Annotated in this window: 19 protein-coding genes and 1 tRNA gene; 3 read left to right on the forward strand and 17 right to left on the reverse strand. The window is 40.0% G+C overall.

Annotation, left to right across the window (positions count from 1 at the left end; genetic code table 11):
- Positions 1-2: 2 nt before the first annotated feature.
- The 3 genes from FCS21_RS05945 to FCS21_RS05955 all read right to left on the reverse strand — a co-directional run bounded on the left by FCS21_RS05945 (position 3) and on the right by FCS21_RS05955 (position 4,618).
- Positions 3-1,724 (reverse strand): FAD-binding protein, encoded by a 1,722-nt coding sequence (locus tag FCS21_RS05945; RefSeq protein WP_138621388.1) that lies wholly within the window; start codon positions 1,722-1,724, stop codon positions 3-5.
- A 90-nt stretch (positions 1,725-1,814) separates the two neighbouring features.
- Positions 1,815-3,512, reverse strand: a complete 1,698-nt coding sequence (locus tag FCS21_RS05950; protein WP_138621390.1) for a class I adenylate-forming enzyme family protein — start codon at positions 3,510-3,512, stop codon at positions 1,815-1,817.
- Positions 3,509-4,618, reverse strand: a complete 1,110-nt coding sequence (locus FCS21_RS05955; RefSeq protein WP_138621392.1) for an MBL fold metallo-hydrolase — start codon at positions 4,616-4,618, stop codon at positions 3,509-3,511. Before FCS21_RS05955 ends, FCS21_RS05950 begins: the two co-directional genes overlap by 4 nt.
- Positions 4,619-4,801: 183 nt before the next feature.
- On the opposite strand from FCS21_RS05955, the gene FCS21_RS05960 reads away from it, so the two are divergent.
- Both FCS21_RS05960 and FCS21_RS05965 read left to right on the forward strand, forming a co-directional pair.
- Positions 4,802-6,160 carry a spinster family MFS transporter gene (locus FCS21_RS05960; protein ID WP_138621394.1) on the forward strand — a complete coding sequence of 453 codons (1,359 nt, stop codon included), beginning with the start codon at positions 4,802-4,804 and terminating at the stop codon, positions 6,158-6,160.
- A 22-nt stretch (positions 6,161-6,182) separates the two neighbouring features.
- Positions 6,183-7,283 (forward strand): Rieske 2Fe-2S domain-containing protein, encoded by a 1,101-nt coding sequence (locus FCS21_RS05965; protein WP_138621396.1) that lies wholly within the window; start codon positions 6,183-6,185, stop codon positions 7,281-7,283.
- 311 nt (positions 7,284-7,594) lie between these two features.
- Here FCS21_RS05965 and FCS21_RS05970 read toward each other — a convergent pair whose 3' ends face one another.
- The 9 genes from FCS21_RS05970 to rlmE all read right to left on the reverse strand — a co-directional run bounded on the left by FCS21_RS05970 (position 7,595) and on the right by rlmE (position 16,766).
- Positions 7,595-8,575, reverse strand: coding sequence for a Solitary outer membrane autotransporter beta-barrel domain (locus FCS21_RS05970; protein ID WP_138621398.1), 981 nt, complete (start codon positions 8,573-8,575; stop codon positions 7,595-7,597).
- A gap of 521 nt (positions 8,576-9,096) precedes the next feature.
- A tRNA-Leu gene (locus FCS21_RS05975) sits at positions 9,097-9,181 on the reverse strand.
- 100 nt (positions 9,182-9,281) lie between these two features.
- Positions 9,282-9,686 carry a preprotein translocase subunit SecG gene (gene secG / locus FCS21_RS05980; protein WP_138621400.1) on the reverse strand — a complete coding sequence of 135 codons (405 nt, stop codon included), beginning with the start codon at positions 9,684-9,686 and terminating at the stop codon, positions 9,282-9,284.
- Position 9,687: 1 nt separating this feature from the next.
- Positions 9,688-10,458: a triose-phosphate isomerase gene (gene tpiA / locus FCS21_RS05985; RefSeq protein ID WP_138621402.1), complete on the reverse strand. Its 771-nt coding sequence runs from the start codon at positions 10,456-10,458 to the stop codon at positions 9,688-9,690.
- Between the two features lie 247 nt (positions 10,459-10,705).
- Complete coding sequence (gene glmM, locus FCS21_RS05990) at positions 10,706-12,043, reverse strand: phosphoglucosamine mutase (RefSeq protein ID WP_138621404.1); 1,338 nt, start codon at positions 12,041-12,043, stop codon at positions 10,706-10,708.
- Positions 12,044-12,150: 107 nt separating this feature from the next.
- Positions 12,151-12,930 (reverse strand): dihydropteroate synthase, encoded by a 780-nt coding sequence (folP, locus tag FCS21_RS05995; protein WP_246047061.1) that lies wholly within the window; start codon positions 12,928-12,930, stop codon positions 12,151-12,153.
- 226 nt (positions 12,931-13,156) lie between these two features.
- A complete protein-coding gene (gene ftsH / locus FCS21_RS06000) occupies positions 13,157-15,148 on the reverse strand; it encodes an ATP-dependent zinc metalloprotease FtsH (protein WP_138621407.1) in 1,992 nt (663 codons plus the stop codon).
- Positions 15,149-15,482: 334 nt separating this feature from the next.
- On the reverse strand, positions 15,483-16,019 hold the full coding sequence (locus FCS21_RS06005; protein ID WP_222927947.1) for a GlcG/HbpS family heme-binding protein: 537 nt from the start codon (positions 16,017-16,019) through the stop codon (positions 15,483-15,485).
- Positions 16,020-16,133: 114 nt separating this feature from the next.
- Positions 16,134-16,766, reverse strand: a complete 633-nt coding sequence (gene rlmE / locus FCS21_RS06010) for a 23S rRNA (uridine(2552)-2'-O)-methyltransferase RlmE (RefSeq protein ID WP_138621409.1) — start codon at positions 16,764-16,766, stop codon at positions 16,134-16,136.
- Between the two features lie 169 nt (positions 16,767-16,935).
- Here rlmE and yhbY point away from each other — a divergent pair, with 169 nt between their 5' ends.
- Positions 16,936-17,232, forward strand: coding sequence for a ribosome assembly RNA-binding protein YhbY (yhbY, locus tag FCS21_RS06015; protein WP_138621411.1), 297 nt, complete (start codon positions 16,936-16,938; stop codon positions 17,230-17,232).
- A 110-nt stretch (positions 17,233-17,342) separates the two neighbouring features.
- Here the strand turns inward: yhbY and greA are convergent, their stop codons facing one another.
- The 5 genes from greA to FCS21_RS06040 all read right to left on the reverse strand — a co-directional run bounded on the left by greA (position 17,343) and on the right by FCS21_RS06040 (position 24,160).
- Positions 17,343-17,819: a transcription elongation factor GreA gene (gene greA / locus FCS21_RS06020; RefSeq protein WP_138621413.1), complete on the reverse strand. Its 477-nt coding sequence runs from the start codon at positions 17,817-17,819 to the stop codon at positions 17,343-17,345.
- 119 nt (positions 17,820-17,938) lie between these two features.
- Positions 17,939-21,154, reverse strand: a complete 3,216-nt coding sequence (gene carB, locus FCS21_RS06025) for a carbamoyl-phosphate synthase large subunit (protein ID WP_138621415.1) — start codon at positions 21,152-21,154, stop codon at positions 17,939-17,941.
- Positions 21,155-21,180: 26 nt separating this feature from the next.
- The gene (carA, locus tag FCS21_RS06030) at positions 21,181-22,356 is read right to left on the reverse strand and encodes a glutamine-hydrolyzing carbamoyl-phosphate synthase small subunit (RefSeq protein WP_138621417.1); all 1,176 of its coding nucleotides are present in this window, start codon (positions 22,354-22,356) and stop codon (positions 21,181-21,183) included.
- Positions 22,357-22,834: 478 nt separating this feature from the next.
- Entirely contained in the window at positions 22,835-23,641 is an 807-nt protein-coding gene (gene dapB, locus FCS21_RS06035; RefSeq protein ID WP_138621419.1) for a 4-hydroxy-tetrahydrodipicolinate reductase, read from the reverse strand.
- Positions 23,642-23,743: 102 nt separating this feature from the next.
- A complete protein-coding gene (locus FCS21_RS06040) occupies positions 23,744-24,160 on the reverse strand; it encodes a DUF6841 family protein (protein ID WP_138621420.1) in 417 nt (138 codons plus the stop codon).
- Between the last annotated feature and the right edge of the window lie 48 nt (positions 24,161-24,208).

A 24,208-nucleotide genomic window follows, 5' to 3' on the forward strand; every position in this document is an offset into this window, starting at 1 on the left:
ATCTAATCCGTTGTTGCTGTTCGGTTTACAGTAATATGATTGGCAGCAATATAACCAAAAGTCATTGCGGGCCCTAGCGTTGCGCCTGCACCCGGATAGCTTGTTCCCATCACAGAAGATGAACAGTTACCAATGGCATAAAGTCCAGCAATGGGGTCACCAGAAGGACGTACTACTTGACCGAAGTCGTTAGTCAATAAGCCACCTTTAGTCCCTATATCACCTGGATGAATTTTCATCGCGTAAAATGGCCCTTTTTCAATCGGCGCTAAACAAGGGTTTGGTTTTACACTTGCATCACCATAATAGCGGTCAAACACATTACCACCACGTTGAAAGTCTTCATCAACGCCTGTTTTTGCATAGCCATTCATGGTGGTTACCGTTTGAGCTAAACCTGCGGCATCAACATTGATCAGTTGTGCGAGTTCATCAAGAGTATCGGCCTTCCAATAAACTGAATCTCGCCATGCTTTCGGCGCTCTGCTATCTGGCATGATTTTTCCTGGCATCAAAGGACCCATGGCGTATTCCTGACGAAAATGGCTGTCAAAAACCACCCATGATGGAATGGAATTACCGGCTTTTTGATGATTACGGTACATGGCATCACCAAACTCTAAATAAGGGGCGGCTTCGTTAAAGAAACGTTTACCTAAGCCATCAACGACAATGGCACCAGGGAAAGCGCGCTCGGCAAATAACCCTCGAGCACTCTGTTCTTTAGGTACTTTTAAGGTTGGTGCCCACCAGCACCAATCGAGTAAATCGGTTGCCGCACCAATTTTTTGTCCTGCTTCGAGTCCTGCTCCGGTATTACCATCTTTTGGTGTTGCGCTCCACGCTTGCTCTGTTGGTTGTGGCAGATATTTTTCACGCAATTGTTGATTTTGTTCAAAACCACCGCTACCCATAATAACGCCATGACGAGCATTTAGTGTCAGCGTTTGACCATCGCGTATAACCTTAATGCCGGTCACTTTATCGCCGGTCATAACAAAGTCGGTAAACTCTGTACTGCGCCATAATGGAATATTACGATCGAGTAATGAATGTCTTAATGAGGCAACCAAACTGCCGCCTAAACCTGCACGTCGGTCACGACGACCTTTTTTACGTTGTTTAAAATCAAGCTTATAACGTAACATTAAGCCGATAATCATCAGCATCCAACCACGCTCTTTAGCAACCGCTTTATGTGCCTGTCGAGCGGTCCACGCCATTTTTCCCATTAACAAGGTATTACCCGATGCCGGTTGCTGGTGCTCAATTTCATCCCCCAACCCTGTGGTATCAAATAGTTCAGGATCCATGCTACGCCCAGCGGGTAAAGAGCCGTCAAGATGTTGATAATAATCAGGGTATTTTTCAGCCACCGCATACTTTACTCGGCTATTAGCTTGTAATTCTCGGATCATTTTGGGGGCGTTATCTAAATAAGCGCGGATCCGCGATTCATCGACACTACCAGCACTAGCCGCTTTGATATACGTCAATGCGCTTTCATAAGAGTCAGTGCCACCGAGGGCCTTAAATTCATCATTATTGGGTATCCAGATACCACCACCAGATATTGCTGACGTACCACCATATTTATCGCTTTTTTCAACAACAAGCACTGAATTCCCCTGATCTGCTGCGAAAATAGCAGCTGTCATGGCGCCTGCTCCCGAACCCACGATAATGACATCGTATTGGTTTTCAGTATCATTGGTTGTGGTCATCGATCTACTCCTTTTCAAAACGTTATGCGTGATTAACTCATTTAGTAACCTAGTTATTACTGTATTTATTCATGTATACGGTAAGTTAAATTAGGGATAAAATTCTTTTTTCAGTTTATTTCTTAATAACTTACCTGCAGGATTACGCGGGAGTTTTTCGTTAGTGATATGAATTTTTGTCGGTATTTTATATTTAGCCAGTCGCTGTGCTACGTGTGCTAACAAAACCTTTTCATCGACAGAATCATCTTTTAATAAACACACCACGGCAACAACGGCCTCGCCCGTTTCTTCGTCCGGAATACCAAAAACAGCGACTTCTCCCACTGCCGCTTGCTCAAGTAAGCAAGATTCAACTTCAGCCGACGTAATATTTTCACCGGCACGATTAATCACATCTTTAATACGATCAACAATATATAAAAAGCCTGCTTCATCAAGATAACCAAGATCGCCGGTGTGTAACCAACCTGAACGTATTGCATCTCGCGTAGCACTGGTGTTACCGACATAACCATCCATAATACAAACACCACGCATACAAACCTCGCCGACACTATTGGCAGGCAAAGGCTGACCATCGCGTCCGCAAATTTTCACCTCCATAATGGGTGAAACAAGCCCTGAACTTTTAGGCGCATAGCGAAACACATCCCCTGACGCCGCTGCGCCTACGCCATTGCTTTCGGTCATACCAAAACCAGCACCGATCATTTGCTCAGGTAACTTTGATAATGCTTGGTCAATTAAAGTGGCAGGTAAACCGGCTCCGCCAAAACCAAGGCCACTAAAAGATTTCATGACCTCAGCGCTATGAAAACTAGGTTCACGCAACAATTGCATCACCATAGACGGCGCGCCATTAAACTGTGTTACCTGCTCTTTTTTAATTAACTTAATCGCATCAACGGGATCCCATTTATGGGTAAAAATCAATCGGCGACCTCCCCGTAAAGCAGCCAGTAGCTGTGCATGTAAACCACTGACGTGAAATAATGGTACGGCGGTTAAAATCGTAGGGACAAGCGCTTTTTCCATAATGCGAGCTAACGCATCAGGAGAAGTCATTACGGATATTGCCCCAATAAAATCGATATTATAAAGTGCCTGACATACAGCGAGATGACTTGAAAAAACCGCTTTAGCGACACTGGTTGCGCCTGAAGTAAATAATACTAAGGCTGGGTCTGTGTCTTCTATTTGTGGTAGTTCAAGTGGTATTGCTTGATGATGTAATGCAACCGATAAATCAGTGACTGTTGGCTGGTTTACAAAACTGCTTGATGCGCTATCATTTAGCACTAAGGTCTCACTAGACCATGCCTCACTTTGATTAATTCGTTGCCACCTAGCGCTATCACAAATTAATAACTTAGGTTTTATAGCGGTTAATGCTGACAATAACTCTTGCGCTAAGCCAAAACTATTAAGCGGCGCAGGCACAGCACCAATAAGCGCTGTCGCACAAAAAGCTACCACCCACTCAGGATTATTACGCATAGCTATTGCTACGTGTTCGCCTTTACCAATGCCTTTTTGATGCATATAGGTGGCTAAACTATCAACTTTTTTAAAAAATGTTTTGTAGCTCCAACGTTGCTGTTGATAAACCAAAAAATTTTGTTCATCTGTACGACGTGAATCATTAATGACCTGCGCTAAATTGATTGGTGCATTACGATACACTGGCAATGTTTGGCCATTCACTTGCTTACTCTCAAGCTCAAATGGTGCACCAGGTGCCATCAATTGAGATTGAGCATCAGCAACTAATTTAAGTAAGTTCATAGAGTACCTCCTGTCTTTTTTATTATAGGGGTGGGTAAATAGGTATTAATGCCTGAATCGTTCATAGACTGGCAAATTAAATCACCGTTATCTTCAAGCCAATTAAGGTGTGCTAAGGTTTCACCCAAAGCCATCATACTTTCAATAGGCGCAAGTGAACGCGAACGTTTAAATAAATATTTCATCGCCTGATAAGTATTGAATTCTTTCTGTTGCAAGGCAAAGGATTTTAACAGCGATAACTGTTCTACATGATGGTCAATTAATTGCTGCACGCGTAAATGCATTTGCCTAAATACGGGGCCATGAGCAGGTAGCACTAACGTATTTATATCAAGTGTTTGTAATTGCTCAAGAGAGCGTAACCAGTGCTTAAGTGGCTGACCTTGAGGTTCCATTTCATTAACTAAAATATTGGAGCTAATCGAGGGTAATAACTGATCGCCCGACAGCAATAGCTTATCTTCTTCACAATAAAGACAAGCGTGCTCAGGTGAGTGTCCTTCACCAATAATAATCTGCCAACGACGCTGCCCTATCGTTAACACATCACCTCCTCGAAGCCGAGTAAATGATTCAGGACTATGTTTTATAAAAGGATCATTACGACAACTATCCATCATAGCGTCAACTTCACTACGTGGGGTACCGGTGCGATGATAAAAGGCTAATTGATGTTTATTACCTAAGGTATCAACACTGCGACTAATCGTGTTGAGCATATAAAATTCACCATAAGTCATATATAACGGCACGTTAAATGTTTGCGTTAACCAGCTAGTAAGTCCGCTGTGATCATAGTGGAAATGAGTACAAATAATGCCCTTAATCATTTTTTTTTGGCAATGCTGCTCTATTACTTGGAGCCATAACTGACGTGTTTTTTCTGTGTTCAGGCCAGTATCGACAATGTACCAGCCATCAACATCTTTGAGTAAATAAACATTGATATGATCTAGCGCCATAGGCATAGGCATACGCAACCACAAAATACCATTAGCGATCTCCACCACAGAACCATTAGCCTGCGGTGGCGTCATGGGATATTCTAAAAGACCGTATTGTTGATGATTATCTCGCTCATCAGGTAACACCATAGCTTTCATTAGGTCTCCAAAAATAAATGTTTGGTTCATCGTTAATATCATTATGCCTCAGGATATGCTTCAACATATGCTTGCACTAATAAGAAGCCATTTGAAGATAATGTAATACGTCCAAAAGGACGATGCCCTATTTTTCAGCAAAGTTAATGTAGATGAAAACTTGTTTAAAATAGAGAGCGGTAAATGCAATCAGATAAAAGTCCACTAAGTGCAAACAGAACTCGACTGACGTTGTTATTACTATCTGTAATTTACGTTTTTTCGTTCATCGACCGTAACTTAATTGCTATTGTGCTCGAGCCAATCAAGCAAGAGTTTGATGTATCAGATACGGTAATGGGGGCGGTCAGCGGACTCGCTTTTGCTGTTTTATATTCAGCGGTTAGCTTTCCACTCAGTCGTATGGCCGATCGAGGCACTAACCGCAGAAATATCATTGCGGTTTGTTGTGGCTTGTGGAGTTTAGCGACCATGGCTAGTGGTGTTGTTACTCAATTTTGGCAATTTACCCTCGCTCGTATGACGGTAGCTATCGGTGAGGCTGGCGGAACCTCTCCATCTGTTTCTATGGTGTCTGATTTATACCCTCCCGATAAGCGCTCATTCGCGATTAGCTTATATATGATAGGACCTCATGTCGGTTTATTAGCAGCAATGGCGCTAGGAGGCTGGATAGCGCAAGAACATGGTTGGCGTGCAGTATTTATCTTTTTTGGTGCACCCGGTTTATTACTCGCATTACTGTTATATGTGTTAGGTAGAGACCCTGGTCTTGGCGTATACGATACCGAAGCAGAGCATAAAGCTCGTCAACTACCCCAAGGCAAGTTTTTTAGTGATGTGTTTACCATCATGCGCATCAAAGGTTTTTTTCTTATCTGCATGGGAACAGCCGTCGCTGGCATGGTCGGCTATGGTTACGGTATTTGGGCACCTACTTTTATGGTGCGAAATTTTGATATGCCACTTGCTCAAGCAGGTCTTACTTTTGGTCTTGCTAGTGGCATATTTGCCGCCGCGGGTTCAATGTTTAGCGGTTATTATTGTGACAAACTCAATACTACAGATAACCGCTGGCAATTACGTATGCCTGCTTTAGGTGTATTAATTAGTATGCCGTTTGGCTTCGCTTTTTTACTCTGGCCTGCCGATGCTTTTTGGCTCTTAGGTAGCATAAAAATACCACACGCTATTATGTTTGCCGCCGGCTTTAGTTTTTTTAATAGTTGGTGGGCAACACTTGCCTACGCCGCTATTAGTCACTTAGTAAGTAGTAGCCAACGAGCAACGAGCATAGCGTTACTTAGCCTATTTCTAACCTTATTTGGCGCAGGCTTTGGTCCATTATTAACGGGCGCTTTAAGTGATGTATTTGCCTCTACCAACCCTGGCGAAGGTCTGCAATATGCCATCGTCGTCATGATCAGTTTATTACTACTATCTACTTGGTTTTATTACCGAGCAATATCACCTTATCAGCAACAGATAATGGCTAAAACACTAAGTACACAACATCGTGAAGAAAATCTAATACGTCCATAACTAAATAGAAGGAGTGCATCATATGGCCACTACACAAGACTATCGCCTTGGCGATCATACGTTTCCAAGAGGTTGGTTCATGATAGCTACGGCTGAAGAAATCAACACTCACAAGCCTGTAGCAGTACGTTTTTTTGGTCGCGATTTTGCATTATATCGTGGCAGAGCAACTGGTCGAGTAGTATTACTTGATGCTTATTGCCCTCATATGAAAACCCACTTAGCTGCCAAAAATGATACCTCTTACGTTATTATTGATGGCGGTGGTACTAACATTGAAGGTGATAGTATTCGCTGCCCTTATCATGCGTGGCGCTTTGGTCCGGATGGCCAATGTGATGATATTCCTTATCATGAAGGACCGATACCCAAATCAGCCTGCATTAAAGCATGGCCTGTCGCTGAAAGTATGGGCGCAATATGGATATGGCATGATCCTGAAAATGGTGAGCCAGAGTGGGACCACCCAAGTTTGCCGCAATGGGATGATGAGTCTTGGGTACAATGGCGTTTTGATGATTTAGGTATTCTTGAACAACATCCACAAGAAGTTATTGATAACATTTGTGATTATGGCCACTTAAGTCCAATACATGGCTCTACCGTGGAGCGCTATGAAAATGAATTTAGTGGTCATTACGCCATACAGCGTCAATGTGGTCCTCATCGCACCTTAGTTGGTGACGATGGTGTTAGCCCTGTGCTACATACCATTACTAAGTATCACGGTCCTGGTGTATTGATTTCTCACCTAACGGGCTATTATGAATCATATTTGATGATTACTCATACGCCAGTAGAAGATGGCTCGGTACGTGTTTGGCACGCCTTATTGGTTAAGTCACCTGGTGGTAACGCGGTAGCAACAGTAGAAGATGGTGTTGCGGCACGTCAATTTCAGGATGCAAGTAAATTTGCTTTCATGCAAGACTTCCAGGTTTGGACTAATAAAGCCCCTTGCCTTAATGGTTTATTTATACCTAGCGACGGTCCGTTTATGAAAGCGAGAATTTGGTATAAACAATTCTTTAACCCTAGAGAGCGTAAAGATGAGTTTTTAAGTAAAGTGGAAGGAGTTTATGTACCTAAAGGTATTCCACCATACACAGAGCAAGATCAATGATTGATTGTTGATAAGCGCAGTATAGCTGCACCAATATAACAACGCTATTGATATACGTTAAAAAGCAGCCTAGCGCTGCTTTTTAGTGGCTGGTTATAAATAACATATAACTTTTACTGCCACCTATGTGCCGCCATTCAATATCCTACAAGGCCCTTTTAACACCTTAGTACTCGTTAGATACTATCTTATAGCAATCGATTTAATTAGCTGTATTGCTTGCGAACTACATGACAGCTTATACCTTGATACACGCTGAAAACCTTCTTGATTAGAGTCAATTAACTTATAAATAAAGAGGGCTTACACCACTACAGTTCGTTAAAATAAATAACTAAACTTCCACCACTTAAATTACTACCAACATTTATGTTTAAGCCGATACCAATATTATCAACTAGGTTAGTTACTTTTTGAGTATTTAATAAAACACCTAAACCAAATTCATAATAATGAGACGTGCCTAAAGAAGGTGAAATATCTCCTCCAATATCCACCCTTTGTATTTTGGCAAAAAGAGATTCAGCATGAGATAACCCTTTGTAGAGTCGGTAATGTGCTTTTATCTCATTAGATACTTGCCAACCTTCAGGGGTTACCCCTCTATTATAGCTAGGTCCCGCAAAGCCCCAACCATAAAAATAGTTATAGTCACTACTAAACTCCCAACGTCCCCAAGACTCCATTTTATGGTAAGCAAAACGAATATTAGGCTCCATAATATAGGCATTACTATCTACATTGAAAATTAACTCATCAAATAGCGCACTAATTGATACTAATTCTGGGCTATTATAATCATGCTTATTCCGATGGTGTGTCAGGTAATTACCAAAACGAGTACGTAACAACCAATGTGTGCTTAAGCGCCAATGACGAGAAAAGGCAGCATAACCGGTAAAGTTTCTGTTGATATTATTATCTTGAGGCTCAAAACCAAAATCAACATTATGTGATTGCTCCATAAACGCAATAGAAAAGTTGATTGCATCACTATAGTTAACGTTATTACCAGCTAACTCAATATTATAAGGTAGGTTGATGACTTTAAGTTGATTACGGTTTTGAATTGTTTCAGACTCAATTTTTGAGTCTGTTTGAGATGAGTGGTGATTCCTGGGGTCTAAATATTTAGGATCAAAGTTAGCAAAACCAAAAGTCATTACTTCACTATTGCTAAGAAAAACAGATAAAGCATAAATCTGCTCATAATATTTGTTTACCGAATTGGCCGAAACAATACTGGTAAAAAAACAAACTAAACACAGACTTGAACTATACTTTATTTTCATTTATCAACACCTTAAGCTAGATTGACAATGTTTTTCTAATTCTTATATCGATATAGCAGTGCTTATTTAGGGAAATTTAACCACGCGAGGTTGGTATTAATTACTAAGAATTGTGAATGCCAATGATTACTCTATCACTATCGCTCACAATGGTTAGCCAATACACTATGCTCCAACACCCTTCAATAATACCACGTTGATTAAGTGCTTTGCCACTCCCCGAGAATTAAAAGCTTTAGAGGCAAGACTTTGATTGGAAAGAATGATTATTCAAAGAAATAGGCCTCTGTATTACCTAATAATACCAATCTGCATAAGAAAGTGATCTCTTAGCCAGAATTTAAAGGCTTAGAGGCAAGGCATTGATTGTAGGCAAGGGTTGTTCCCTTGTCAAAATCAATAAAAGACTTATCTCGAATATCATCGAAGCGCTTAAATGGGGCTTTAACATATAAAAATTACCCAAAAAAAAGCCGATTCATCACGAATCGGCCTTTAGCTATCTATTGTATTAAGTTAAGTGGTGCGGATGGGGGGACTTGAACCCCCACGACCTAAGTCACCAGCCCCTCAAGCTGGCGCGTCTACCAATTCCGCCACATCCGCGCAATACTTAACTTGTAAACTCTTTTAGTTATCTCTAGCTATCTAAGTTGAGGCTTAGTTAGCTATATTATCATTATCGAAATAAATTATCGAAGTAACTTTATTCTGGAACCTTGCTATTGTCTGCTTCATTAACAGGCTCGTCAGATGCAGGTACATCACTATTATTAACAGCCGGTAGTGTCATTGTTTCAATGCTTTCAGTTGGAATAGCATCAATCGCCTCTTCAGCAGGCACTGCTAGGTTATTCCACTCATCAACCGCTTTCGTTTTATTAGCGGTTAAGTTACCTAATATTAAGCTAATAACAAAAAATGCCACGGCTAAGTAAGTTGTTGCTGAAGTTAAAAAATTACCTGAACCACCTGAACCAAAAACGGTTGCAGAAGAGCCAGCGCCAAAAGATGCGCCCATATCTGCGCCTTTACCTTGTTGAATTAATACTAAGCCAATAAGGGCTAACGCAATAAGTACATAGACGATAATTAATACTTGATACAACATTCTATTTTCCTTTAGCTGCTAAACAAATTGTTTTAAATTGTTCGGCTTTTAAACTAGCACCACCAATAAGACCACCGTCTATATCAGCTTGTGCAAATAATTCTTCACAGTTAGCTGCATTAACGCTGCCACCGTAGAGCAAGGGTACTTTATTCGCTACTTGCTCATTATGTTGAGCTAAAAATTGACGAATAAACTGATGTGTTTCTTGTGCCATAGCACTTGATGCTGTTTTACCTGTTCCTATGGCCCAAACTGGCTCATAAGCAATAACAACATCATTAAATTTGTTTATACCAATTTCATCGATAACTGGCTGAATCTGTGCTGATAATACAGATTCGGTTTGTCCGTTTGCTCGTTCTGCTTCACTTTCACCAATACATAATATCGGTGTTAATCCAGCATTTAATGCGACATGAACTTTTTTAGCTACCTGTAACGATGTTTCATTATATAAGCTTCTACGCTCAGAATGTCCCAAGATAACATAATGAATAGCTAAATCTTGTAATATAGCTGTAGATACCTCACCAGTGTAAGCACCACTGTCATGTTCACTGACATTTTGAGAGCCTACCTGAATAGCGTCATTTAAGTTAGCCGCTGTTATTTTCTGATTAAGTTCAGATAAATAAGGAAAGCTTGGACAAATAACCACATCTACATGAGATGGTAAGTTAATGCTTGCTAACGCTGAAACCATAGAGCTAACTAGGGCTGAGTCTCCGTTCATTTTCCAATTTGCGGCTACAATTGCTTGTCTAGTCATTTATACCTCAGAACCTATAATATTATTTTTAACGTCGATAAATGTTATCTTTTGACATCAATAAAAAAGTTAACTGAGGCCATTGCTAAAATGAAGCCGCGAGATAGTAACTAACCTAGACAAAAGATACAAGTGTTTAACACAGTTCTTTTACTGGTTGCAGTTTTTTTATACTTAATCGCGGCATTTTATTACTACGCTATAACTAAGAGTCGCTGTGACTAGCATTAATAACCACTAACCTTAATTATTTAACACACTTCACTACATCAGCAATTTTGTTAGCAAGTAAAGTGACTTCATCAAGATCTGGACCTTCAACCATAACTCGAATAAGTGGCTCAGTACCCGATTTACGTAGTAATACTCTACCTCGACCGGTCAGTATTTCATTAACTTCAGCAACAGCGGCTAATACATCGGCATCTTTTAATGGATTATTCTCACCAGAAAAACGTACATTAACCAATAGTTGCGGTAGCATTGTAATACCTTGGCGCAATGCATGTAAGGATTTTTTCTGTTTAGTTACTGCAGTAAGTACATTAAGGGCTGCAATTATACCATCACCTGTAGAGGTATGATTAAGGTTAATAACATGACCTGAGTTTTCTGCGCCAAGCTGCCATCCTTTTTCTCGTAATAGCTCCATCACATGACGATCACCCACTTTACTACGGGCAAACTCAATATCGAGCGCTTCAAAGGCTAACTCTAAGCCCATGTTGCTCATTAACGTACCCACTACTCCACCGTCTTTACGGCCAGATGTTAGATCATTACAAGCAATAATATAAATAATTTCATCGCCATCAATTACATAGCCTGTATGGTCTACCATCATAATACGATCGCCATCACCATCAAGGGCAATACCTAAGTCAGCATTATGCTCAACAACAGCTTTGCTGATCGCATCCATCGATGTTGCGCCACAACCATCATTAATATTGGTACCGTTAGGTGCTGTGCCTATTTCGATAACCGTCGCACCTAGTTCACGAAATACGTTGGGTGCTATATGGTAAGTTGCTCCATGTGCGCAATCAACCACTATGGTTAACTCTTTCAATGAGCTTTGGCTAGGAAAATTACTTTTACAAAATTCTATATAACGCCCTGCAGCATCGTTGATACGCGTGGCTTTACCTAATTTTGCTGAATCAACACAGCCCATTGGTTTATCTAGTTGCGCTTCTATCGCTTGCTCAACATCATCGGGAAGTTTTTCGCCGCTATTAGAGAAGAATTTAATACCATTATCATAAAACGGATTATGTGAAGCGCTAATCACAACACCCGCTTCTGCTCTAAAGGTTTTAGTTAAATAAGCTATCCCAGGTGTTGGCATAGGACCAAGCAGTCCTACGTCGATACCAGCCGCTGAAAAGCCAGCTTCAAGGGCTGATTCAAGCATATAACCTGAAATTCGTGTGTCTTTGCCAATAAGTACCTTTTTAGTACCTTGTCCTGCTAATACTTTACCTGCGGCATAACCTAGTTTCATCACAAAATCAGGGGTTATTGGGTATTGTCCCACTAAACCGCGTATTCCATCGGTACCAAAATATTTACGTTCTGACATATCTTTCCTTATATACTTATTTTTATAGCTTTAGTCATTGCAGCGCTATTGATTATCTATCAGTTAGGTTTGCGTAACTTTATCTATTTTTATGCTACAACTGCACCTCATTGGTACTGAGCGGTTATCGATAACACGTTTAGCGCATCAACGGTTTCTTTAACATCATGGACACGAATAATATGTGCATTTTGCTGTGCTGCTATTATAGCGGTAGTTAAACTACCTGCAAGACGTTCATTAACATTGCGCGTTAATAAATTACCAATCATTGATTTCCTCGAGGTTCCTGATAACAAAGGTAAACCGAGATCTTGAAATTGGCTTAATTGGGCAAGTAATTGATAATTTTGTTCTAAGGTTTTACCAAAACCAAAACCGGGGTCTAAAATGAGTCGATTTCGGTTAATACCCGCTTGCTCACACACCTTAATGCGCTCGATAAAAAACTGTTTAACTTCGCTAATAACTTCATCATAGTGAGGGTTTTCTTGCATCGAACGAGGTAAGCCTTGCATATGCATTAAACATACGGGAGTATCGCTTTGTGCTAATACGGCTAAACAACCTTCATTTTGTAATGCCCTGACATCATTAATAATATCGGCGCCATAAGCAATGGCTTCAGCCATAACTACGGCCTTACTAGTATCAATAGAGACTTTGATATTAAGCCTTGCTTTAATCGCTTTAAGTAACGGAATAACCCGCGCCAACTCTTCTGCTTCACTTACCGCATCTGCGCCAGGGCGTGTTGACTCACCACCAATATCAATAATATCAACGCCGTCGACGATCATTTGTTCCACTTGCGCTAACGCGTTATCAAAGTTAGCAAACTTTCCACCATCAGAGAACGAATCAGGGGTTACATTTAAAATCCCCATCACTTGTGGCTTAATAAATTTACCTTGCTGTTCGCTGTGCGATGGATTTGCTAAACGTACTTTATTTTGTGTCATGAATTAATCTTTTTTTAATTGATTTAAACTATGTTGTTATGACTAACTTATAGCTAAAAAAAACCTCGATACTTGCGGTAAATATCGAGGTTTTATTATTAAAGCTATTTATTAACAAGCTAGATATGCTACCTAAGGTAACAAGCCTATATTAATTTGACGGTGTTTCGCCATTTGGCTTACTCGTATCAGGCTTTGCCTCTGTAGACTGCTCAGCCTCTTCTGTAGGCTTACTGGTTTTTTCAACGTCAGGCGCTTTATTACCTTTATTACCCTTATTCTTGTCAGAGTTAGTACTGGAACTGTCGTTATCTGCCCAACCTGCTGGTGCACGAACGGTTGTTCTTGCCATTAAATCATCAATTTGTAAAGCGTCAATAGTCTCATACTTCATTAAACAATCTTTCATGGCATGTAAAATATCCATGTTTTCTTTAATTAAGTTTTCTGCACGCTGGTAATTACGATGAATAACGTCTTTGATTTCGTTATCAATATCTTTAGCTGTTTCATCAGACATATGCAGTGATTTTGCCGACGTACGACCTAAGAACACTTCACCTTCTTCTTCAGCAAATAGCATAGGACCCATTTTTTCAGATAGACCCCATTGCGTTACCATTTTACGGGCAATATTAGTGGCTCGCTCAATATCGTTTGAAGCGCCAGTAGACACTTTGTCACTACCGTAAATAAGGTCTTCAGCAACACGACCACCATATAAAGAAGAAATATTACTTTCTAGATGCTGCTTAGAATGACTAAATCTATCTTGCTCTGGTAAGTACATAGTTACCCCAAGAGCACGACCACGAGGAATAATACTCACTTTATAAACAGGGTCATGATCAGGCACCAAACGGCCAATAATAGCGTGACCTGCTTCATGGTATGCGGTCATTTCTCTTTCAGATTCACTCATCACCATAGACTTACGTTCTGAGCCCATCATAATTTTATCTTTAGCCGCATCAAATTCTTTCATACTCACCAAGCGAAGTTCACCACGAGCAGCACATAAGGCCGCTTCGTTCACTAAGTTTGCTAAGTCTGCACCTGAGAAACCAGGCGTACCACGGGCAATAACTTCAGCTTTAACATCATCACCTAATGGCACTTTGCGCATATGTACTTTAAGAATTTGTTCACGACCTTTAATGTCAGGTAAACCAACAGTTACTTGACGATCAAAACGACCAGGGCGAAGTAATGCTGGGTCTAATACGTCTGGACGGTTAGTTGCAGCAATAACAATAACGCCTTCATTACCTTCAAAACCATCCATCTCTACTAACATTTGGTTTAATGTTTGCTCACGTTCATCGTGTCCACCACCCATGCCTGCACCACGTTGACGACCTACGGCATCTATTTCATCAATAAAGATGATACAAGGGGCTGCTTTTTTAGCTTGTTCGAACATGTCACGAACACGCGAGGCACCAACACCCACAAACATTTCAACAAAATCTGAACCTGAAATAGTAAAGAACGGTACTTTTGCTTCACCAGCAATCGCTTTGGCGAGTAATGTTTTACCTGTACCAGGTTGACCAACCAGTAAAATACCAGAAGGAATACGTCCACCGAGTTTTTGAAAGCGACTAGGCTCACGCAAATAATCGACTAATTCAGCAACATCTTCTTTAGCTTCGTCACAACCAGCAACATCAGCGAAAGTTGTTTTAATCTGCTCTTCGGTCAATTGACGTGCTTTTGACTTACCAAAAGACATAGCGCCTTTACCGCCACCGCCTTGCATTTGACGCATGAAGAAAATCCATACACCAATAAGTAATATCATCGGGAACCAAGAAACAAAGATAGTAGTTAAGAAGCTGGTTTCTTCAGGTAATTTACCTTGCGCACGTACACCTTGCTTAACAAGGTCATTAATTAAATCGCGGTCATAACCACCTGGCACCACTGTTTTATAGGCTTCACCACTACGTTTTTCACCGGTAATTACGCCATTTCTATCGACATTTGCATCTCGAATTTGCCCTTGACGAACATCCTGAATAAAGCGGGTATAGTCCATTGCTTTATCTTGAGAAGAATCCGGAGAGAAACTCTGAAATACACTCATCAAAACAACTGCAATCACTAACCATAGAATAAGATTTTTTGCCATATCGCTCAACTTATTGACCTCTTGTAATATTTAATATCTTTATTAGAATGAATCTTTACTAGTTTATTGTGCCTAACTTACTACAATTCAAGGCTAGTCGCTATTTAACTTTAATCGTAAGTAACAACTAGTTACATTAAACAGTTAAATAGTCTCTTTGGCTATGACTTATTTACCTTTTGTATGTGGTAATTAATAGTCAATCAACTATTGCCAACTCGCAGATAAGGACTTAATAAATTATTAAGTCTATTAGTTTATCATTTAAATACCAACAGAGGTAAAACAGTGTGCACTCTTTGTCATCACTGTATTTATACTGAGTAAGGTGCTTTACTTACTTCTACTTTAAAGCCATTAAGCCAGCTTTTGCAATGCGTACATCCTCACTGCCATGCGCACCGCCAACACCAATACCGCCAACGACCGTACCGTTAATATAAATAGGCACACCACCATCAAGCAGTAGAATATTTTCATCTAAATATCGTAAATCTTCAGGAATAGTACCGTCTTTAATCCCCTTTGCAATAACCGCTGTTTCTCTTTTTTGTGAGTTAGCGGTGTAGGCTTTTTTATAACTTGCTCTAATAGTATGCACACCGGCTTTATGATCTCTTAACACGGCTAATGTTTGACCAGAGCTGTCAACAACCGTTATCGATACGGCTAACTTATCTTTATGAGCTTGTAGGGCTGCTAAATTAACAATATTCTGCGCCATAGACCCTGTCAATACAGGAGTCATTACCACGCCGTTAATGACACTTGCCATCTCATCACTTGCCTCTTTGTTTTGCGTTACGTCTGCTGAGTTGGCATAGGCACTCGTTGAAACAAGTGCTGCGAACAATAGCGCAGACCTTAATTTTTTTTTCATTATTACACCCTGGTAATTGTTAGATTATAAGTACTGCTTCTTAACTAATTAACTAATTAACTAACTAAGTTGCTATAGAGCTCTGCTTTGTTCACTATTATCGACAACCTACCACTAGTTGCCCTCGTAGCCCGTGGCAACTAAATAAACCTCGCGCGAACGAGCCCTTGATGACTCGGGTTTACGGGTTTTGACTGTGGTAAATACGCTGCGAACTTCTTTCATAAATTGCTCGAAACCAGCACCTTGGAAAACTTTCACTACGAATGCACCATTAGTTTTTAGCACTTCTCTACACATTTCTAATGCAAGTTCGACCAAATACATACTACGCGCTGAGTCAGCACTTTCATTACCAGTCATATTCGCTGCCATATCTGACATCACCACATCAATATTTTTACCGCCGATACGATTTAGCAGTGCTTCTAGTACAGCCTCCTCACGAAAGTCTCCTTCAAGAAAGTCAACACCAACGATGGCATCCATTGGCAGAATATCACAGGCAACAACTAAGCCTTTATCGCCAACGGCTTTAACCGCGTATTCAGACCAACCACCAGGCGCTGCGCCTAAATCAACCACTTTCATTCCAGGTTTTATCAGCTTGTCTTTATTATTGATTTCTTCTAATTTAAACACAGCCCGTGAACGTAACCCCAAACGTTGTGCTTTTTTTACATATTCATCATCAAAATGCTCATCTAACCACTTTTGACTGCTGCCTTTGTGCTTTTTATTTGCCATGTATATTTACCATGTATTTGCTTACTGATAATAACCGCTTTACTTGAAGATGCAGAATTCAAGTGAAGCGGATATAAAGAATATTGAGTTATTTAACTATTAGTATTAATCATCACAAGATAAGGGTAAAATGATAGCAATTCAAGGCAACAAATAACGAAACTTAGTAATGAGCTTAAACAAAAAACAAATTCAACACCTTAAAGGTGTAGCGCACCCATTAAAACCAGTCGTTTTATTGGGCAATAATGGTTTAACTGAAGCGGTTGTAGCAGAAATTGATTATGCGCTAAGTCACCATGAATTAATTAAAGTGAAAATCCCTACCGATGACAAAGAAACGAAAGCATTAATCGTTGAAGCTATTTGTCGTGAAACGAAATCGACTCAAGTGCAAGTGATTGGCAAAACTTTAGTCATCTATCGTGAAAGTGCTGAAAAGAAAATTAGAATCCCTAAAGCTTAATCAACCTTTGATTTATCCTTTTGCACTAAGCAAACAAAAAATGACCACAATCGTGGTCATTTTTATTTCCGCTATCACCCCTATCTTATGATATACGGTAGGTAATGATATTAAATATGTTCAACGGCAACAATTTCATATTCAACAATACCACCAGGGATAGTTATTTCTATTTCACTATCGACTTCTTTACCAATTAACCCACGTGCAATGGGTGAGTTAAATGAAATACGACCTGTTTTAAAGTCTGCTTCATCATCGCCAACAATTTGATAAGTTACTTCAACTTCAGTATCAATATTTAATAACGTCACTGTCGTCCCAAAAATAACTTTACCGTGATTAGGTATTGTCGTTACATCAATGACTTGTGCATTACATAGTCGACCTTCAATATCTTGTATACGGCCTTCACAAAAACCTTGCTCTTCTTTGGCAGCATGGTATTCAGCATTTTCTTTTAAATCACCGTGCTCACGGGCTTCGGCAATATCTTTTACAATACGCGGACGTTTCTCTGTTTTTAATACTCTCAGCTCTTCTTTCAATAGCTCAGCACCACGAAGGGTCATTGGATATTTAGTCATTATTAACTTCTCTTTATAACAATAAAGGCGGTTAACTCCCCTATGAATAGGAGATAACCACCTTTATATTTTAAATAAGCCTACATTCACATTGAAATAAAGGCTTGCTGTAGTATTTTTTACAAGGTTTTATGTAGCTCTTGTATGGTACGTACTGTTGTTATCTCATCAGCAGCATGCGCCATGCAAGTAGCAAAGGCTGCATTTAATGTTGTTGTGTAAGCAACTTTATAACGTAAGGCTCCGCCACGTAACACTTTTGAGTCTTCAATGGCTTTACGCCCCTCAGTGGTATTAATGATGTAGCTGTATTCACTATTTTTGATTCTATCAAGAATATGTGGACGACCTTCATGAACTTTATTAACACGTCGAACAGGAATGCCTGCTTCACGTAAAATCAGTTCAGTACCGTGAGTTGCATCAATATCATAGCCTAAATCAATCATAATTTTTGCTAATTCTAATACGCGTACTTTATCACTATTTCGTACTGAAATTAAAGCACGACCTGTTTTAGGCACAGAAACACCCGCGCCTAAACACGCTTTAGCATAAGCTTCTTCAAACGTATCACCCACGCCCATAACCTCACCCGTTGAGCGCATTTCTGGGCCAACTAATGGATCACTACCATGAAACTTGTTAAACGGTATCACCACTTCTTTAACAGAGAAGTACGTTGGAATAACTTCCTTAGTAATGCCCTGCTCTTTTAGTGATTTGCCTGCCATGACTCTAGCGCCGACTTTAGCCAGTGGTACTGAGGTTGCTTTTGATACAAAAGGCACTGTACGTGCTGCACGCGGGTTAACTTCAATGATATAAACTTGATTGTTTTTAACCGCCATTTGCGTATTCATTAAACCGACCACACCTAGCTCAAAAGCTAAATCGGTTACTTGCTTGCGCATCACATCTTGAATTTCTTGGCTTAAGCTATAAGCAGGTAATGAACAAGCACTATCGCCTGAGTGAACACCCGCTTGCTCAATATGCTGCATAATGCCACCAATAACTACGTCTGTACCATCACAAACAACGTCAATATCCACTTCAATGGCATCATCAAGGAAGCGGTCAAGTAATACTGGTGAGTCATTAGACACGCTTACCGCTTCAGTCATGTAGCGACGTAAGTCGTCTAGGTCATAAACAATTTCCATCGCACGACCACCTAAAACATAAGATGGGCGAACCACTAATGGGAAGCCAATACTGTCTGCTTTAAGCATAGCTTCTTCTAATGACGTAACCGTGGCATTTTCAGGTTGTAATAAACCTAAACGCTCTACCGCTTGTTGGAAGCGCTCTCTATCTTCTGCTCGGTCAATAGCATCAGGAGAAGTACCGATAATAGGTACACCAGCAGCTTCTAAAGCACGGGCCAATTTAAGTGGTGTTTGACCACCGTATTGCACGATAACGCCTTTAGGTTTTTCAATACGAACAATTTCAAGCACGTCTTCAAAGGTAATAGATTCAAAGTATAAGCGGTCTGACGTATCGTAATCGGTAGAAACCGTTTCAGGGTTACAGTTAACCATAATAGTTTCATAGCCATCTTCACGTAGTGCTAATGCCGCATGAACACAACAATAGTCAAACTCAATACCTTGACCAATACGGTTTGGACCACCACCTAAAATCATAATAGATTCTTTGTCAGTTGGGTTTGATTCACACTCTTCATCGTACGTTGAGTACATATAAGCAGTGTCAGAGCTAAACTCTGCTGCACAGGTATCAACACGTTTATACACTGGATATATATTAGCGTTATGACGTTTTTTACGTGTTTCTGCTTCAGATACACCAATAAGGGCAGCTAAACGTGAATCAGCAAAACCTTTACGTTTAAGTTGACGTAAGTATTCTGGGGTTAATATTTTTAAACCACCTTCGCTAACTTTTGCTTCTTCTAAAACGATATCTTCAATTTGCACTAAGAACCAACGATCAATCATTGTCATTCTATAGACGTCTTCAACCGTTAATCCTAAACGGAACGCATCTGCAACATAAAAAATACGGTCAGCGCCGGCTTCTTGAAGCTCATGCATTATTTTAGTTTTAGCGCCCGGCTGAGTAATATCAACAATAGGGTCAAAACCATTCACGCCAACTTCTAAGCCGCGTAATGCTTTTTGCAATGATTCTTGTTGGTTACGGCCAATAGCCATGACTTCGCCAACAGATTTCATTTGCGTGGTTAATCGGTCTTCTGCACCAGCAAATTTTTCAAAGTTAAAGCGTGGGATTTTAGTAACTACGTAATCAATCGTTGGTTCAAACGATGCTGGGGTTTTGCCACCCGTAATATCATTAGTTAACTCATCTAAAGTGTAACCAACGGCTAGTTTCGCTGCAATCTTAGCAATAGGGAAACCCGTTGCTTTTGACGCTAATGCTGATGAACGCGATACGCGCGGGTTCATTTCGATAATAACCATACGGCCAGTTTTAGGACAAATACCAAACTGTACGTTTGAACCACCGGTTTCAACACCAATTTCACGTAATACCGCTAACGAAGCGTTACGCATAATTTGGTATTCTTTATCTGTTAAGGTTTGTGCGGGTGCAACGGTAATTGAATCACCGGTATGAATACCCATTGGGTCGAAGTTTTCGATTGAACAAATAATAATACAGTTATCATTTTTGTCGCGAACCACTTCCATTTCGTACTCTTTCCAACCAATTAATGATTCATCAATCAATAATTCTGAGGTAGGGGAAAGGTCTAAACCACGGGTACAAATTTCATCGAACTCTTCGATGTTATAAGCAATACCACCACCGGTGCCACCCATAGTAAATGAAGGGCGAATGATACAAGGGAAACCTAAGCTTTTACTTGCTTCATGTGCTTCTTCAATTGTGTGAACAATTTCAGCACGTGGCGTATCAAGGCCAATAGCTTTCATCGCTTTATCAAAACGACTACGGTCTTCTGCTTTATCAATGGCATCAGCCGTTGCGCCAATCATTTCAACATTAAATTCTTTTAACACGCCTTTGGCTTCAAGCTCTAAAGCACAGTTTAATGCTGTTTGACCACCCATAGTAGGTAATACTGCACAAGGACGTTCTTTTTCAATAATATTACGTACAACTTCCCAATGAATAGGTTCAATGTAAGTTGCATCGGCCATTTCTGGGTCAGTCATGATTGTTGCTGGGTTAGAGTTAACTAAAATAACTCGGTAACCTTCTTCACGCAGTGCTTTACATGCTTGAGCGCCAGAGTAATCGAACTCACAAGCTTGACCAATAACAATTGGTCCTGCACCTAAGATCAAGATACTTTTTAAATCCGTACGTTTTGCCATTTTCTTTATCTCTCTTGTCTGTCGGTTTAAGCGTTGTTTGACTTGTAGCTATTAATTAAGTCGATGAAGTGATCAAATAACGGTGCTGCATCATGTGGACCAGGGCTTGCTTCGGGGTGACCTTGGAAACTAAACGCTGGTTTATCCGTGCGATGAATACCCTGTAATGAATCATCAAATAATGATTTATGGGTGATTGTTAAGTTACTTGGTAAGTTTTTTTCATCAACCGCAAAACCGTGGTTTTGTGAGGTAATCATCACTACATCACGGGCAAAATCTTTAACTGGGTGGTTAGCACCGTGATGGCCAAACTTCATTTTTACTGTCTTTGCGCCACTTGCTAGACCAAGTAATTGGTGGCCTAAACAAATACCAAACACAGGGATTTCTGTTTCTAAAAAGGCTTTAATGGCTGTTATAGCGTAATCACAAGGCTCAGGGTCACCAGGGCCATTTGATAAAAAGATACCATCAGGGTTCATAGCAAGTACTTCACTAGCAGGCGTTTGTGCTGGAACTACGGTTAATTTACAACCACGGTCAACTAACATACGTAAGATGTTGTGCTTTGCACCAAAGTCATAAGCAACAACATGGTAATCAAAGCTTGCTGGTTTAGTAAAACCTGTGCCAGTGTTTTCGCCGTTACTCATATCAAGTGTCCAACTACCCTCTGTCCACTGGTATTTTTCTTTGGTTGAAACAACTTTTGCTAAGTCCATACCTTTAAGGCCTGGAAACGCTTTCGCTTGTGCTAGTGCATCGCTATGTAATTTTTCATCGCTGCTATCATCAAGCGTTAAAATACAACCGTTTTGAGCACCCTTTTCACGTAAAATTCGCGTTAATTTACGTGTATCGATATTAGCAATACCTAAAATATTATGCTCGATTAAGTAATCACTTAAATTTTGTTCATTTCGAAAGTTACTAGCCAATAATGGCAAATCACGAATAACGAGGCCTTTAGCAACAATGCTATTTGACTCTTTATCTTCGCTATTAGTCCCTGTGTTACCGATATGCGGGTAAGTCAGGGTAATAATCTGCTCTGCATATGATGGATCGGTAAGAATTTCCTGATAACCTGTCATTGAGGTATTAAATACCACCTCACCAACAGCCGATCCTTGTGCACCAATTGCGATGCCTTTAAAAACAGTGCCGTCTTCAAGCACTAAAATAGCAGATGTAGCCAATGTAACCTCCAAAGAAGAAATAAACGTGAACGCGCGTATAACAGCAAGTGCTCCGTGCAGCTGCCTTTTTTACTGTACTTCCTGTACAAAGATTAATATCGAAAATAACCTTGAGAATAATCCCCACTGTAACCTTGTCGGTTAATTGGAAATAGTTATTCAGTTAATTTTTGACAAAATCCACTTATTTTACGCTTGTACTCTACTTTCGTCTAGTAATAAAATGTAAAAAATATGGTCTTTTATAGTTTTGACTAGCATTTACCTGTCAAAGCGCTAAAAAGACTACTTATCTATAATAGTTGCATAATTATAAAATATTATACAATATGCGTGTATGTTAATGGTTAGCTTAGTTATATGCCGTGTTGTACTAGTATTAATAGTGGTACGGTAAAATTAATGTCGGCACGAAAATACCGTTCGACATTAATAACCTAAAAAAATGAATCTGCTAAAGAGTTCCCCCCCTAAAGACTTACTCTTTCAAGCCAAGTACATCTTGCATATCATAAAAACCGGCATCGGCTTCTTTTAACCAAAAAGCTGCACGCATTGCTCCTAAAGCAAATGTCATGCGAGAACTTGCTTTATGAGTAATTTCAAGCCTTTCACCAAGATCCGCAAAAATGGCAGTATGCTCACCAACAATATCGCCTGCTCTAACGGTAGCAAAACCAATGGTTTCTCTATCGCGCTCTTGGGTAATACCCTCGCGACCATAGACAGCGACTTTATTTAAGTCTCTACCTAAGGTATCAGCAATAACTTGTCCTATTTTAACAGCCGTGCCGGAAGGGGCATCTTTTTTAAAGCGGTGATGTGCTTCAAATATTTCTATATCGGTGTAATCACCAATGGCTTTTGCAGTAATTTCCAATAGCTTAAACATTAAATTAACACCAACACTGGTATTAGGCGCTAAAATCACTGGCATGGTTTTACCTGCCTGTTCAATAACCCGTACTTGTTCATCTGAAAAACCAGTCGTACCAATCACTAACGCTTTGTTATTGTCATTACACCAAGCAAGATTCTCTAGTGTTGTTTCTATTGAGGTAAAGTCGATAAAAACATCAGCCGAGGCTAATTGCGCTAATGTCGTGGACGTTTTAATACCAATAGCACCAATACCGGCCAATTCACCCAAATCAAAATCGACAAAAGATGAGCTGGTACGAACACTACCACCAACTAACTCTATACTTGCATGCTCATGAGCTGCCTGAATTAAATTACGCCCCATACGGCCGCTACAACCCAAAATAGCTACTTTTACTTTCATATTGTTCTCTACTGTTCTTTTGAAAAGAGCGGAAACCGCTGATAAATGTTACTTATGTTTATCGATTAGTATTTTCAACTATCGACGTACCCTTAATGGATATTACCAACTAAGCGGCTCTGTTAAGGTTAACGAGCTATCTAGTTCGTGAGAAATGACATTAATAATTTTTAATATGCCACCATCATCTAATACATGATAAATAGCAGTAAAGTCGGCAAAAACGTCTCCCTGCCCATCAATAAAATCCCAATCTATGCAGACTAAATAGACCTGTTTGCTGATTTTTTCAAAACAAGCTTGCTTGGCAATAATGTTACTGGTTTTTGCCTGTTTAAGTTGCGTGAAAATAGTAGTAAATTCTTCATGGCAATCAGATAGATTGGCAAGTAAGACCACTTTATCAGGGGTATTTAGTGTGCACGGTAAGTGATAACAATCGCTTAAGGCATCAATATCATAAGCTAAGAATGCTTTTTGGTATTGTTTAAACAGTGCTGTTAACTGGATATTAGCCATTGATTACCTTCGTTTGCCTCTTGGCGACTTTAGCTTAAAAAAAAGCCC

This window comes from Colwellia ponticola (assembly GCF_005885605.1).
GTDB classification, from domain to species: Bacteria; Pseudomonadota; Gammaproteobacteria; order Enterobacterales; family Alteromonadaceae; genus Colwellia; species Colwellia ponticola.